The organism is Dyella humi (genome assembly GCF_044904605.1).
Taxonomy (GTDB): domain Bacteria; phylum Pseudomonadota; class Gammaproteobacteria; order Xanthomonadales; family Rhodanobacteraceae; genus Dyella_B; species Dyella_B humi.
The window spans coordinates 616,074-628,430 of the sequence record NZ_JADIKI010000022.1 but is presented as its reverse complement, the minus strand read 5'-3'; the positions used below and the strand labels follow the sequence as shown (position 1 = coordinate 628,430).

The window sequence follows — 12,357 nt, the reverse complement described above, 5'->3', positions numbered from 1 at the left end:
GGTGCGCAGCCGTACCGTGATGTCGAAAGCCGCTATGCCTTCATGATGTCTGCGTATAACCTCGTCCCGTTCGCGCACTTCGCGCGGGGATTCATTACGTAGACATTACAAGGAGAACAGGCATGACCCAGCGTACGGCACTCGTTACAGGCGGCACTGGCGGTATCGGTACCGCGATCGTGCGCTACCTGGCCAAACAGGGACATAAGGTTGTCACCAACTATCGCGACGAGGCCAAAGCCCAGGCTTGGCACAAAGCGATGACGCAGGAAGGTATCGACATCACCATGGTGCAAGGCGACGTCGTCGAACCGGTTTCGTGCGAGAACATGATTCAGGCGATCCACAAGAAGCTCGGCCCAGTGGAGATCCTGGTCAACAATGCCGGTATCACTCGCGACACCACTTTCCACAAGATGACCTACCAGCAGTGGATGGACGTGGTGAACACCAACCTCAACGCCTGCTTCAACGTCACCCGCCCAGTGATCGAGGACATGCGCACCCGCAAATGGGGCCGCATCGTGCAGATCAGCTCCATCAACGGCTTGAAGGGCCAGTACGGCCAGGCAAACTACGCAGCGGCCAAGGCCGGCATGCATGGCTTCACCATTTCACTGGCGCAGGAAAACGCCAGGTTCGGCATTACCGTGAACACGGTTTCGCCGGGCTATGTCGCCACTGACATGGTGATGGCGGTGCCAGAGGAAGTGCGCGAGAAGATCATCGCGCAGATCCCGGTGGGTCGCCTCGGCACACCGGAAGAAATAGCCCACGCGGTGGTGTTCCTCACTACCGATGAAACCAGCTGGATCACCGGCACGAATCTGAAGATCAATGGTGGGCAATACATGGGTTGGTGACCCGGAACGGATAAAACGGGGCTAACGTTCCAACAACTTTTCCAGCACCTTGCCAACCGCTGCGAAAGCAAACGCACCGGTGACATGCGTGGCGGCCCCTAGGCCGCCACCGCAGGCAAGATTCAACGAGTCACCTCCGGGCGGCCGCGTGCCGCACACGGTGCCGTCCGGCTGCGGGTATTGCACGTTCTGCAGCGAATACACGGCGGATACGCCGAAGTAACGATCCGGATTGCGCGGGAAGCCGAAATCCTGACGGAGTTTCTTGCGGATCAGGCTGAACATCGCATCGTGCTCGGTGCGCGAAAGATCGCGCACACGAATCTGCGTGGAATCGGTGCGACCGCCGGCCGAGCCCACCGTCACCATCGGCAGCTTGCGACGGCGGCACCAGGCGATGGCTTCCAACTTGACGCGGAAGGCATCGCAAGCGTCCAGCACTACGTCGTAGCCGCGGTCCAGCAATTCGTCCAGCGTGGCGGGCGTGAGAAAGCGCTCGATGGCTTCCAGTCGGATCGCCGGATTGATCGCATGCGCACGCGCCGCGATCACGCCTACCTTGGGTTTGCCATACTCGCCATCCAACGCATGTAGCTGGCGGTTGGTGTTGGACACGCACACTTCATCCGCATCGATCAGCGTGAGCCTGCCCACGCCAGTGCGCGCCAGCGCCTCTGCCGCCCAGGAACCGACGCCGCCAATGCCGATCACACAAACGTGTTTGTGCGCCAGGTGCGCCACACTGCCGGCACCATACAACCGCTCGACCCCGTCGAAACGCTCAGTGGGATACGCACCGGTCATGGGCAGCTACCGGCTGCCATTTCAGAAACGCAAGGATTCACGCTGATACCCGGCTCAAAGAGATCAGCTTATTTTAACGGCCAAAGGGACCACTAAGCGTGTTGCGGTATCCTCGGCGCCCAACGCCCTTCGGAAAGGAAAAGCAATGCGTGCTGCGCTTCTGATCGTGCTCGGTTTGGCCATAGGCATCATTGGCACCGTGTTCACCATGCGTGCGCTGAGCGAGCGCAATCCATTTCCGGAGGCGCTCATGGTGACTATGGGCTTTCACCGCCATCAATTGCAGCAAGCGGTAAAAGGGCAGCGCTGCGAGGCGGCCGCGAATCTCGACCAGTTGCAGCACATGCAGATGATCGCGGCGGATATCCCCGCCGTCTTTCCGGATGCACCGCAACCCTTCAAGGATCTCGCCGGGCACCTACGCAGTGCCTTGCAATCGGCAGCCCAGGCCGCGCCGGCCGATTGCCCAGCCTTGGCCGCAGCACTCAAGCCGGTGGATCAGGTCTGCAAGGACTGCCATCAGCAATTCCGCTGAGTTAGTTCGGCTCAACCTCGTCCGGCGCCGGAAACATCAGGATGGTGATTTCCTTGCCCTGCTGGATCTCCGCTACCGGTGTGCCCAGCGCGGCCATGCGACTCTTGAAATCCGCCAGATCCTGGGCCTGCCCCAGGGCCGAGCGGCCGTTTACCGCCCACACGCGACTGCCTTGCCGCCAGCGCGCCAGTGCTTCGTCCAGTTGAGACGTCACCAGCGTGGTGGATTCCAGCGGGAGCTCTCCCTTTGGATGCAACACTGACAGCATGGTGGGTGCATTCGGATCGGCCGTGAACACGGTGTCGCCAGGCCGCACGTTGGCGGCCAGCGTTGCGGCCGCCATATCCCAGCGCGGCTTGGTCTCCATGCGATAGACCGGCCCCAGGTTCACGACACCCAGCAGCAACAGCAGGGTGGCCGCCATGATAAAGACCCTGCGCGGCAGCAAATCCACCCCCAGCCCCGCCAACACGAAAAACGGCGCAGCACTCCACAGCACATAGCGAGGCAGCAGCATCGATTTGAACAACGAAACGCCCAGGATAAGCAGCGGCAGCACCAGCACGCTCAGCAGCAATACGCGGCCTTCCAGCTTTCCACGCATGCGGAATACGCCTGCGCAACCGGCCAGCGCCACCATGGTCCCCAGCAAGGGCACGGCGGTGTGCAGCAGATCGAACTTGACCACGGCCAGCATGCGCATCAGGTAAACGCTGCCAGCCACCACCCACATGTGTTGCCAACTCAGCTGCGGAAGCCAGTCGAATTTCTGCAGCATGTGCCCATCGCTGGCCGCGAAAATCGCCACATAGAACGGCACGGTACATGCGACGATCGCCGCGACGCTGCGCATCCAGTTGCGCCCAAACGCTATGCGCGTAGGCGACGAGGCAGCAAAGCTGCGCCAGATCAGCAGCAGGGAAAGGTTGGATGCGATCAGCCACGGGACCGCATCACCAAGCACATCCAATGCGGCGATGGTGGCGAGCACGTACGCGCCCCATCCCATGCGCTCGGCATCTGCACCGCGCACATCCATCGCAGCCCGCCATGGATTCTGCGCAAGCCGTAGCAAACCCCACAAGGCCACCGAGATCAGCAAGGTGACCAGGGTGTAGGAGCGTGCCTCCTGCCCGTACTGCACCTGCAAGGGCGATAGCGCCATCAACAAACCGGCAACAATGCCCGCATGACGGCTGCCGAGTCGACTGGCGATGATGAACACCATACCTGTCGACATCGCACCGAACAGCGCCGAAGGGATACGCAACCACGCATCGCCCGTGCCAAAGAATGGCGATACCAACTTCAACAGCAGAAAATAGGTCGGCATGTGCCGATTGGTGAAACTGTCGGCCACCAATCCGCTCAAGCCCAGGTGACTGCGCAGCAGCGTCAAGGCCTCGTCAAGCCACAGCGGTTGATGATCGATGCGGAACAGCCGTGCCACCAGCGCAAGCATGACGATCACTAGCATCCATGCCATGTCCGCATTCACCTGCGCCCTGGGCTTTTCGATGACCTCGGACGAACCGCCAAAGGAAACACCGCCCTCAAGCGCATGATGGCGAAACGATGCATCCTTACGTATCGCAGAAGTAACGATTTCGTTCATGCGCCGACAATCCCGCTATCGATCTTGAGCTTAGGCTGCGGACTGTAACGCGCGCTCCATGGATCGGTTGTCTGATATATATGACAGGTTAGTGCATATTCAGGCGAAAGAGATTGCGGTGTGACGAACGGCACATCTCACTCTTCGCGCATCGATGCCGAACGTGTATCGCGAAAAATACGCCAGCCATCGTCCGCTTTGTCAGGCTTGCGCGAAACCTGCGCATTCAAATCTTCACTTTCCCGCGCAGCACTTCCCAATACATCACCCAATCACCCATAAGGCTATATAACGGGTGTCGGAACGTCGCGGGTCTGTTTTTCTCGAACGCGAAGTGTCCGATCCAAGCGAATCCATAACCGACCACCGGCGCCAGCCATAGCCACACTAACTGGCCGGAACCGAGCGCGAACACGACGATCAACAGCACCAGCGAGCTACCGATAAAATGCAGCCGGCGGCAGCGGCGATCGCGGTGTTCGTTGAGGTAATAAGGGTAGAAATCGTGGAAGCTGGCGAAGCCGGACATGGCAGGTCTCCACAAGGCTCTGTTGCGTCAGCGTAATCTGCGCACACCGATGATGCACGCTGCACGACATCACACCGGCAGCGGAATGAACTCTTCCTCGTCGCCCGCCACTTTGCCGAAGCGCTGCGCCATCCAGTCCGCCTTGGCCTGCTCGATGCGCTCGCGCGAGCTCGACACGAAGTTCCACCACAGATGTCGCTCGCCATCCAGCGGCGCGCCACCGAAAAGCATCAGGCGACTGGTCGTCTTCGCGCGCACTGGCGGTGCGGATGCGCCTGTCTGCACGGCCATTTGCGCGGGAGACACGTTGACATCTCCCCAGCTCACTTCGCCTTCGATCACATGCACGCCGCGCTCGGCGTGTTCGTCTGGCAACGGCACTTCCGCTCCGGCTTCGAGACGCGCCTCGATAAAGAACATTGGCGCAAACACTTTCACCGGCGACGCATGGTCGTAAGCTGTTCCAGCAATCAGCACCAGTTCTGCACCGGGCTTACGGATGCGCGGCAAGCTTTCGGCGTCGTGATGATGAAATTCCGGTTCGACTTCTTCCTGCTCGCGCGGCAACGCTACCCACACCTGGATGCCGTGCATGCGCTGCCCGGTAACGCGAAGCTCCGGCGGCGTGCGTTCCGAATGGACGATACCGCGGCCGGCCGTCATCCAGTTCACGGCGCCAGGTGTGATGTCAGCCAGGCTGCCGATGCTATCGCGATGGCGAATGCTGCCTTCGAACAACCACGTGACGGTCGCCAGGCCGATATGTGGATGCGGGCGCACGTCCAGGCCCTTGCCGGGTGCGAAGTCAGCCGGCCCCATATGGTCGTAAAACACGAACGGGCCAACGTGGCGCGCCGTGAGCACCGGCAACATGCGGCGCACGACAAAGCCATCACCGAGATCGTGCAGGCGGGGCTTTTCGATCAGGCTTGGATTGGCTTGCACGTCTTGGATTTCCCTTACCAGGCCCGCTGATATTGCACCGGCGGCGTGATGGTTGCACCCAGTTCCTGCGCGGCACGGCGCGGGAAGTAGGGATCGCGCAGACTGGCGCGCGCGATCAGCACCAGGTCCGCGGCGCCACCGGCGATGATGCCATCCGCCTGCGCGGGTTCGGTGATCAGCCCGACCGCGCCGGTAGCGATGCCCGCTTCCTGCCGGATGCGCGCCGCAAACGGCACTTGGTAGCCGGGACCGAGCGGAATCTTGACGTGCGGCACCAAGCCGCCGCTGGAGACATCGACCAAGTCCACGCCGAGGCCGGCCAGCTCGCTCGCCAGGCGCACGCTCTCGTCGATCGTCCAGCCGTGATCGGCCCAGTCGGTCGCCGAAATGCGCAGCCAGAGTGGCAAATTGTCCGGCCATACCTCGCGTACCGCCGCGATCACTTCACGCACCAGACGCGTGCGGTTTTCGAAACTGCCGCCGTATTCGTCATTCCGCTGATTGCTCAGCGGCGACATGAATTGATGCAGCAGGTAACCGTGTGCGCCATGCAATTCGATCAGCTTGAAGCCGGCCTCCTTCGCACGCACCGCCGCCGCGCGGAAATCCGCCACGACCTTGCCTATGCCATCCAGATCCAGGGCCTGCGGCACGTGCCAATCCTTGTCGAACGGATTCGCGGAAGGCGCCACGGTCTGCCACGCGCCCTGCTCCACAGGCAACGAACCGCCACCTTCCCACGGACGCCACACGCTGGCCTTGCGCCCCGCATGCGCCAATTGCACACCGGGCACCGCACCGTGTTCGGCGATGAAGGCGGCGATGGGACGCCAGGCCTCGACTTGCGCATCGTTCCAGATACCGGTGTCGTGGGCGGAAATGCGCCCTTCTGGCGATACCGCGGTAGCCTCCGAGATCACTGCGCCTGCACCGCCTACGGCACGGCTACCCAAGTGCACGACATGCCACTGGTTCGGCACGCCGTCCTGCGCGGAGTACTCGCACATCGGCGATACCACGATGCGATTGCGCAACGTCTGGCCGCGCTGGGTATAAGGCTCGAACAGTTTCATGGGCGACACCATCGGCAAAACGAAGTCACTACATGGCGGCGATCGAAGGATCGATCAAGTGCGGGCATCCATCCATTCCGCCAATTGCGCGGCGATGCCGTCGGGCACTTTCATCCAGGTGAAGTGATCCGCCGTCTGCCCTGCGAGCTGATCCGGCGCAACGATGCCGACGTGCTGCGATGTGCGCGGCATCTTGTCGAGCAACCATGCCAGCGAACGCGCCGGTGCGAGCCAATCGTCACGCAGGCGCAATGCCACTATCGGCACATGCAGCCCCGCAAGCTGACGTTCGAAATCCACCGGCGTGCCGCTGGCGGCATAGCGTCCGGTGCGTCCGCTGCGCGACCAATCCGCAATGACGCCGCGCGCTTCATTGCCGCCGAAGCCAATCCGTCGCCCCGGCAGGTAGCCGAGCGATTTCGCCAACGGCGTCGCGAGCGCAAGCGCTGCAAAGATCAGGGGTGCATACGCAAAGTTCCGCCAATAAGGCGCACCGCTCGCGACCAACGCGATGCCCGCAAACTCGTCACGCTGAAGGCTGGCATAAAGACAGGCCAGTTGTCCGCCCAAACTATGTCCACCCAACCAGCATTTCGCTTGCGGCCAGCGTGTCCTGGCTTCGCGCACGCCCGCCGCCAGATCGGCTTCGAGCAACTCGTGATAACCCCAATCACTGGCTCGACTGGCGCGGCGATCGCTAGAACCGATGCCACGCCATTCGTGCAAGGCCACGGCGATACCGCGCGCGGCAAGGGCTTCCGCCAATGGCAAATAATGCTTCGCGGGTACGCCCATAGCTGGTAGCCAATACACCATTTGGTTCGGGTATGCGGCAGGCTCCACACAGATCAATTCGCTGCGCGCGCCATCAGCGGCCGTGACAGGCACGACGAGGGTGGCGGCGGAAGACGCCAAAGACGATTCGGGAAACGCTGACATCGGTGCAGCTTACCTGGTGACAGGGAAACAAAAAGGCCGGCGTATGCGCCGGCCTGCATGCCATGGATACCGAGGGGTTACTTCGCCTCGGTCACCTCATCCGCCTGCAATCCCTTTTGCCCTTGCACCACTTTGAACTCGACCCTTTGGCCTTCCTTCAAGCTCTTAAAACCATTGCCCTGGATCGCGCGGAAATGCACGAACACATCAGGGCCGTTCTCGCGCTGGATAAAGCCAAAACCCTTGGCATCGTTGAACCATTTCACTGTGCCAGTTTCACGTTCGCCCGACATAAATCACTCCATTCAAGCATCTGACTTTTGAGACCAGCCGACCCACCCGAGTCGACGGCTTACTGGGTTTGCAAAGATCGGGTGGGGGCGTGCGGATTTGCCTGCCGCACTGCGAGCGCGCCTAACCGAGCAGACACAGTAAATACAGCATAATGACTTTCGTGAAAGGAAATGTGATGAGAAATTCACGTAATAAACTCACTCCGGGCATCATTAAAAACGAAAAAGCCAGGCTGGAACCTGGCTTTTTCAAAAATGCATTTCAGACTCTCAACGAGGCTTGTGGTCGCTCACTGCCTCTACCTCTTCAGCCTGCAAGCCTTTCGGTCCTTGCTTTACTTGGAACTTGACCTTCTGGCCTTCCTTAAGCGATCGAAAGCCATTGCCTTTGATCGACTTGAAGTGCACGAACAGGTCACCGCCCGTATCGGCGCTGATGAACCCGAATCCCTTGGCGTCGTTGAACCATTTGACTGTGCCCGTTGCATCCTGTTCCGACATGACCTTACCTCATCCGTTCAAGCGCTAACTTAATTTGAGAACCGCAGCCCACCCGAGCAAGCGGCCTACCGGCACGCCGATATCCCAATCACGCGCTCCGCTATAAGCACTTGGCGAATACGCGGTTTCCGGCCAGCCAGTGGGGCAAAGCATAATAATTTCTGTGAATCGATATGTGATGGAAAATTCACGCGCTGAATCACATTTGATAATCGCCGCTTTACTGCGAAAAACAAAAAGCCGGGTATTGCGCCCGGCTTTTTTTAAATCGATCTATATAGACGATTAGGCTGGCATCACTTCATCGGCTTGCAGGCCCTTCTGGCCCTGCACCACCTTGAAGCTCACCTTCTGGCCTTCCTGCAGGCTCTTGAAGCCATTGCCCTGGATCGCGCGGAAATGCACGAATACATCCGGGCCGTTGTCGCGGCTGATGAAGCCGAAACCCTTGGCATCGTTAAACCATTTGACGGTACCGATCTGACGATCAGACATGTTGCTCACTCCGAAACTCAAGTTTTCTAACGTTAAAAAAGACTCGACCCCGCAAAAACGGGGGCCTGCTTACTGGTGTGCTAAGGAAAACCCAAGGGGTGAGCGATGAGGCAGATCGTAATCGACGCATCGGGTCACGTGACTCTGGTGACCTAAGGCAAACACAGTGCATTCATCATACTCGCAAATGATGGCGTAAAGGAATGGCGTTCAAGGAACAGTCTTTTGCCCAGTATGCTTAGGCAACAATTGTGATGACTTTGTGATGAAACTTCATGAAACCAGGTAATGCAGCACCTTTCTTTCGATTGACCGACTTGGCGGGAGTAGCCGTTTTCGCATCCACGCTGTTCCTGTTCGGATGCAGTCATGCAGTTAAAAAACCAGCAGCACCGGCCACTTTAAATACCCAGGCCATTACCGGCATCTCCGCCTGCGATGCCTATCTAAACAGTTATCTGGCATGCCATCGCGCCGCCGGCATTTATCAGACCGATACGCTGCAAACGCAGTATCAGGCAATGCGCGATACGCTGCTGCAGGAGGCCGGCGACCTGCGCGTGCGCCCGTATCTTGCCAATCGTTGCATGGGCCTCAGCCAGCAACTGCGCGACGCGCTGCAAGGACGGAGCTGCACTTCCAACACCAGCAGCACGGCAACTTCGCACTGACTTCAGCCGCGCCAGTGCGCGCGCAGCGCTGCCGCCACCTGGGCCGGCCGGCAGCGCCCAAGCCGAATCCTTGGCGTGCCGTGCCATGTCGCCATGGCAGCAATGGCTTGCGCCAACTCCGCCAGCATGCGTTCCGTCGGCGTTACGCTCTCTTCGAGGAATAGCGCCTTGACCTCGAACATGCCTTCGGCGCGGTGGGCTTTGGCATCGAGCCGGCCGATCAAGCGTCCGCGATGCAGGATCGGCAGCACGTAATACCCATAACGTCGCTTGGCCGCAGGCACATAACATTCGATGGTGTAGTCGAAATCGAACATGGCTCGCACACGCGCCCGATCCCACACCAACGGATCGAAAGGCGAAAGCAACGCGGTATGCGTGGCGCGTAGCCGTCCCGCAAAGGCGCTGTCGAGCAACGGTGCATGATCGCGATGAACGTAGGCGGCGCTATCCCAACCTCTTACCTGCACGCACAGCAATTCGCCCGAGGCGAGCAAGGGCGCGAGTTCGCGTTCATCCACGGCAGGTTTGAGGCGAAAGTAATCGGCAATCCATCGCGCCTGTGTAATGCCGAGCGCGCGCACGCTGTCCAGGATGAAGCGTCGGCGGATGTCATCAGGGGGCAATGTCGATGTGGAAGCGTCAAGTGGCGGATCCAGCTTGGTCAGCACACGCTCCGCCAAATCGTAGACACGCTGAAAACGTTCGCGTCGCGTGACCATGAGCTCGCCCGAGGCGAACCATGCTTCTAGCCAGCGTTTTTCCGGCTTCCATTCCCACCAACCGGAAACGCCGCGATCGGTGCGCTCGAAATCGGAAGCGCGCACCGCTCCTGACGTGCGCACACGTTCGAGCAAGACATGCATTTCTTTGAGGTTGGCATCCCGCGCACGCGCCGCATGCTTGTCTGCCCAGTGATTGCTTTCCGACTGCGCACGCCACGCGCGGTGCAGCCCGATATCGGCGGCTGTGACAAAACAGGCTTCATGTGCCCAGCATTCGGCAATGCGCCCAACCTCCAGCGCTTCTTCCAGCCAAGCGAGCGGGTAGTCGCCAAGTCGGGCGTACAACACTAAATACGGACTGCGCGCGACGACGTGGATGCTGTCGATCTGCAGCAGTCGCATGCGCTGGATCGTGGCGATCAGATCATCGCGGCGTGCGCGTCGGCGAGGTGCCTGCAGCAATCCTTGTGCCGCCAGTTGCAATGCACGCGCTTGTGAGAGCGTTAGAGTTTTCCGGTCGAGTAAAAGTTCGCTCAATGGAGTGTGCCTTCACGGAATGGTGACATGTGTATTCTGCTGACATTTACAGCTGCATTGCTAATGTGCACATCGAGCTTGGGAGACCGATGCATGATGCCCATGGCTATGGTGCAGCGGTTCCATCAAGCGTTGCATGGAGCTATCCAAATGAAAAATCGTACCCCCACCCATCTCTCCATCCTCGGCACGAGCCTGCTCGCAGCAGGTGCCGCATGGGCGCAAACGCAAACACAGCCAACACAGCCGGCGCAATCGACTCCATCGATGCCAGCCACGCAAAGCACGACCAGCGCACCACCAGCGACTTTGCCGACGCCTGGCGCGGCCAATAACAGCCCCGGCGCCAGTGGCGCCACGTTCAACACGACACAGGGCCAGGTCATCATCAACTCCACAGTGCCGCCTGCACCCTCCACCGCATCGCCGCCATCGTTCACGCAACTGGCAAACGGCAAGAAGTACATCACCAAGGACGATGCCAATGCGTACCCACCGCTGGCCAACGACTTCCTCTACGTTTCTCACAATGGAAATCGCATCTCCAAAGCCCAATACGAACGCTGGATAAAAGATCTGAACTGAGCGAACGCTTGTACGCTTGGAGCAACACATCACGCCGGCCATCATCCGATGGCTGGCGTTTTTGTTCCGCAAGATAGCTAGACTTGGCACGGGCGCGCCGGGAGTGGCGCGTAGGGAGCTCCCATGAAAACCTGGCTCAGCTATTTGTTGCTCGGCACGGGTGCCAGCCTGGCCGTCCAACCGCTTCACGCCCAAAACGTCGACCCTGCCGATATAAAGGCGTGTACAGGCATCGAGAGCGACGCACAGCGGCTTGCCTGTTACGACCGCGCCACCGGCCGCAGCCAAATGCCCGCCGCACAAAAGCGCGTTGCGCCGAAGGCCGCACCCGAGTCCATCATCTTTCATAATGAGCAAGAGGTCGCCGCAACGACGAACAACACGACCACGCCGCTTTCGCTGCTGGACAGCCGCTGGGAGCTGTCGCCGGATAGCAAACTGGGTACGTTCAACCTGCGCGGTTACAAGCCGATCTACGTGCTACCGGGATTCGCCACGACCAACCAGAACAACCTTCCCTATAGCCCGAATCCGACTAACGCGGTGCATACGCCGTTGGGCATGCAGAACGTCGAAGGCAAGTTCCAGCTCAGCCTGAAAACCAAGATCTGGCAGGGCGTCTTCGGCGACACGGGCGATCTGTGGGTGGGTTACACCCAGGATTCCTACTGGCAGGTCTACAACGCCAAGCTGTCGCGTCCGTTCCGCGAGACCGATTACGAGCCCGAGGCCATGCTGGTGTTCAACACCGACTACAACGTGTTCGGCTGGAACGGGCGCCTTCTGAGCATCGGCCTGAATCATCAGTCCAATGGACAATCCGATCCGCTTTCGCGCAGTTGGAACCGCGTGATGGCGCAGATCGGCCTCGAGCGTGCGAACTGGACGATCATGTTCCGTCCATGGTGGCGCGTTCCCGAGACATCCAAGGATGACAACAATCCGGATATCAGCAATTACATCGGCCGCGCGGACGTGGAAATCATCCACGAATGGCACGGCCAGGAATTCAGCCTGATGTTGCGTGACTCGTTGCGTGGCGGCAGCCAGCAGCACGGTGCGATGCGCGTGGCCTGGAGTTTTCCGCTGGTCGGCAATCTGCGCGGTTACACGGAGCTGTTCAAGGGTTATGGCGAGAACATTCTCGACTACAACCACAACGCCACGTATCTGGGCGTGGGGATTTCGTTGCTGGATTGGTATTAGTGCCGTAGGTCGGGGTTCGCGTTGCTCACCCCAACCTACAT

At 59.9% G+C, this 12,357-nt stretch carries 15 protein-coding genes; 5 read left to right on the top strand and 10 right to left on the bottom strand.

Features of this window, described 5'->3' with window-relative positions:
- The first annotated feature begins 122 nt into the window (after positions 1-122).
- Positions 123-863, top strand: a complete 741-nt coding sequence (phbB, locus tag ISP18_RS07865) for an acetoacetyl-CoA reductase (protein ID WP_380009096.1) — start codon at positions 123-125, stop codon at positions 861-863.
- 21 nt (positions 864-884) lie between these two features.
- Here the strand turns inward: phbB and ISP18_RS07860 are convergent, their stop codons facing one another.
- Positions 885-1,667, bottom strand: a complete 783-nt coding sequence (locus tag ISP18_RS07860; RefSeq protein WP_380009093.1) for a tRNA threonylcarbamoyladenosine dehydratase — start codon at positions 1,665-1,667, stop codon at positions 885-887.
- A 145-nt stretch (positions 1,668-1,812) separates the two neighbouring features.
- Between ISP18_RS07860 and ISP18_RS07855 the strand changes: the two genes are divergently transcribed.
- Complete coding sequence (locus ISP18_RS07855; RefSeq protein ID WP_380009090.1) at positions 1,813-2,202, top strand: cytochrome c; 390 nt, start codon at positions 1,813-1,815, stop codon at positions 2,200-2,202.
- A 1-nt stretch (position 2,203) separates the two neighbouring features.
- Here the strand turns inward: ISP18_RS07855 and ISP18_RS07850 are convergent, their stop codons facing one another.
- From ISP18_RS07850 to ISP18_RS07815, 8 genes are all read right to left on the bottom strand, one after another.
- Entirely contained in the window at positions 2,204-3,817 is a 1,614-nt protein-coding gene (locus tag ISP18_RS07850; RefSeq protein ID WP_380009087.1) for a glycosyltransferase family 39 protein, read from the bottom strand.
- Positions 3,818-4,043: 226 nt separating this feature from the next.
- Positions 4,044-4,346: an Mpo1-like protein gene (locus ISP18_RS07845; RefSeq protein WP_380009084.1), complete on the bottom strand. Its 303-nt coding sequence runs from the start codon at positions 4,344-4,346 to the stop codon at positions 4,044-4,046.
- Positions 4,347-4,415: 69 nt separating this feature from the next.
- The gene (locus ISP18_RS07840; RefSeq protein ID WP_380009082.1) at positions 4,416-5,291 is read right to left on the bottom strand and encodes a pirin family protein; all 876 of its coding nucleotides are present in this window, start codon (positions 5,289-5,291) and stop codon (positions 4,416-4,418) included.
- Positions 5,292-5,305: 14 nt separating this feature from the next.
- The gene (locus ISP18_RS07835; protein ID WP_380009080.1) at positions 5,306-6,364 is read right to left on the bottom strand and encodes an NADH:flavin oxidoreductase/NADH oxidase; all 1,059 of its coding nucleotides are present in this window, start codon (positions 6,362-6,364) and stop codon (positions 5,306-5,308) included.
- A gap of 54 nt (positions 6,365-6,418) precedes the next feature.
- Positions 6,419-7,303 (bottom strand): alpha/beta hydrolase family protein, encoded by an 885-nt coding sequence (locus tag ISP18_RS07830; RefSeq protein WP_380009077.1) that lies wholly within the window; start codon positions 7,301-7,303, stop codon positions 6,419-6,421.
- Between the two features lie 77 nt (positions 7,304-7,380).
- Positions 7,381-7,596 carry a cold-shock protein gene (locus ISP18_RS07825; RefSeq protein ID WP_380009074.1) on the bottom strand — a complete coding sequence of 72 codons (216 nt, stop codon included), beginning with the start codon at positions 7,594-7,596 and terminating at the stop codon, positions 7,381-7,383.
- A 270-nt stretch (positions 7,597-7,866) separates the two neighbouring features.
- Positions 7,867-8,097: a cold-shock protein gene (locus ISP18_RS07820; protein WP_380009071.1), complete on the bottom strand. Its 231-nt coding sequence runs from the start codon at positions 8,095-8,097 to the stop codon at positions 7,867-7,869.
- Positions 8,098-8,382: 285 nt separating this feature from the next.
- Positions 8,383-8,592: a cold-shock protein gene (locus ISP18_RS07815; RefSeq protein ID WP_204683989.1), complete on the bottom strand. Its 210-nt coding sequence runs from the start codon at positions 8,590-8,592 to the stop codon at positions 8,383-8,385.
- A 275-nt stretch (positions 8,593-8,867) separates the two neighbouring features.
- Here ISP18_RS07815 and ISP18_RS07810 point away from each other — a divergent pair, with 275 nt between their 5' ends.
- Positions 8,868-9,263 (top strand): hypothetical protein, encoded by a 396-nt coding sequence (locus tag ISP18_RS07810; protein WP_380009068.1) that lies wholly within the window; start codon positions 8,868-8,870, stop codon positions 9,261-9,263.
- A gap of 2 nt (positions 9,264-9,265) precedes the next feature.
- Here ISP18_RS07810 and ISP18_RS07805 read toward each other — a convergent pair whose 3' ends face one another.
- Positions 9,266-10,525: a winged helix-turn-helix domain-containing protein gene (locus tag ISP18_RS07805; RefSeq protein ID WP_380009064.1), complete on the bottom strand. Its 1,260-nt coding sequence runs from the start codon at positions 10,523-10,525 to the stop codon at positions 9,266-9,268.
- A gap of 150 nt (positions 10,526-10,675) precedes the next feature.
- Between ISP18_RS07805 and ISP18_RS07800 the strand changes: the two genes are divergently transcribed.
- Both ISP18_RS07800 and ISP18_RS07795 read left to right on the top strand, forming a co-directional pair.
- Positions 10,676-11,110, top strand: a complete 435-nt coding sequence (locus tag ISP18_RS07800) for a hypothetical protein (RefSeq protein ID WP_380009061.1) — start codon at positions 10,676-10,678, stop codon at positions 11,108-11,110.
- A 123-nt stretch (positions 11,111-11,233) separates the two neighbouring features.
- Entirely contained in the window at positions 11,234-12,316 is a 1,083-nt protein-coding gene (locus ISP18_RS07795) for a phospholipase A (RefSeq protein WP_380009058.1), read from the top strand.
- Positions 12,317-12,357 lie beyond the last annotated feature (41 nt).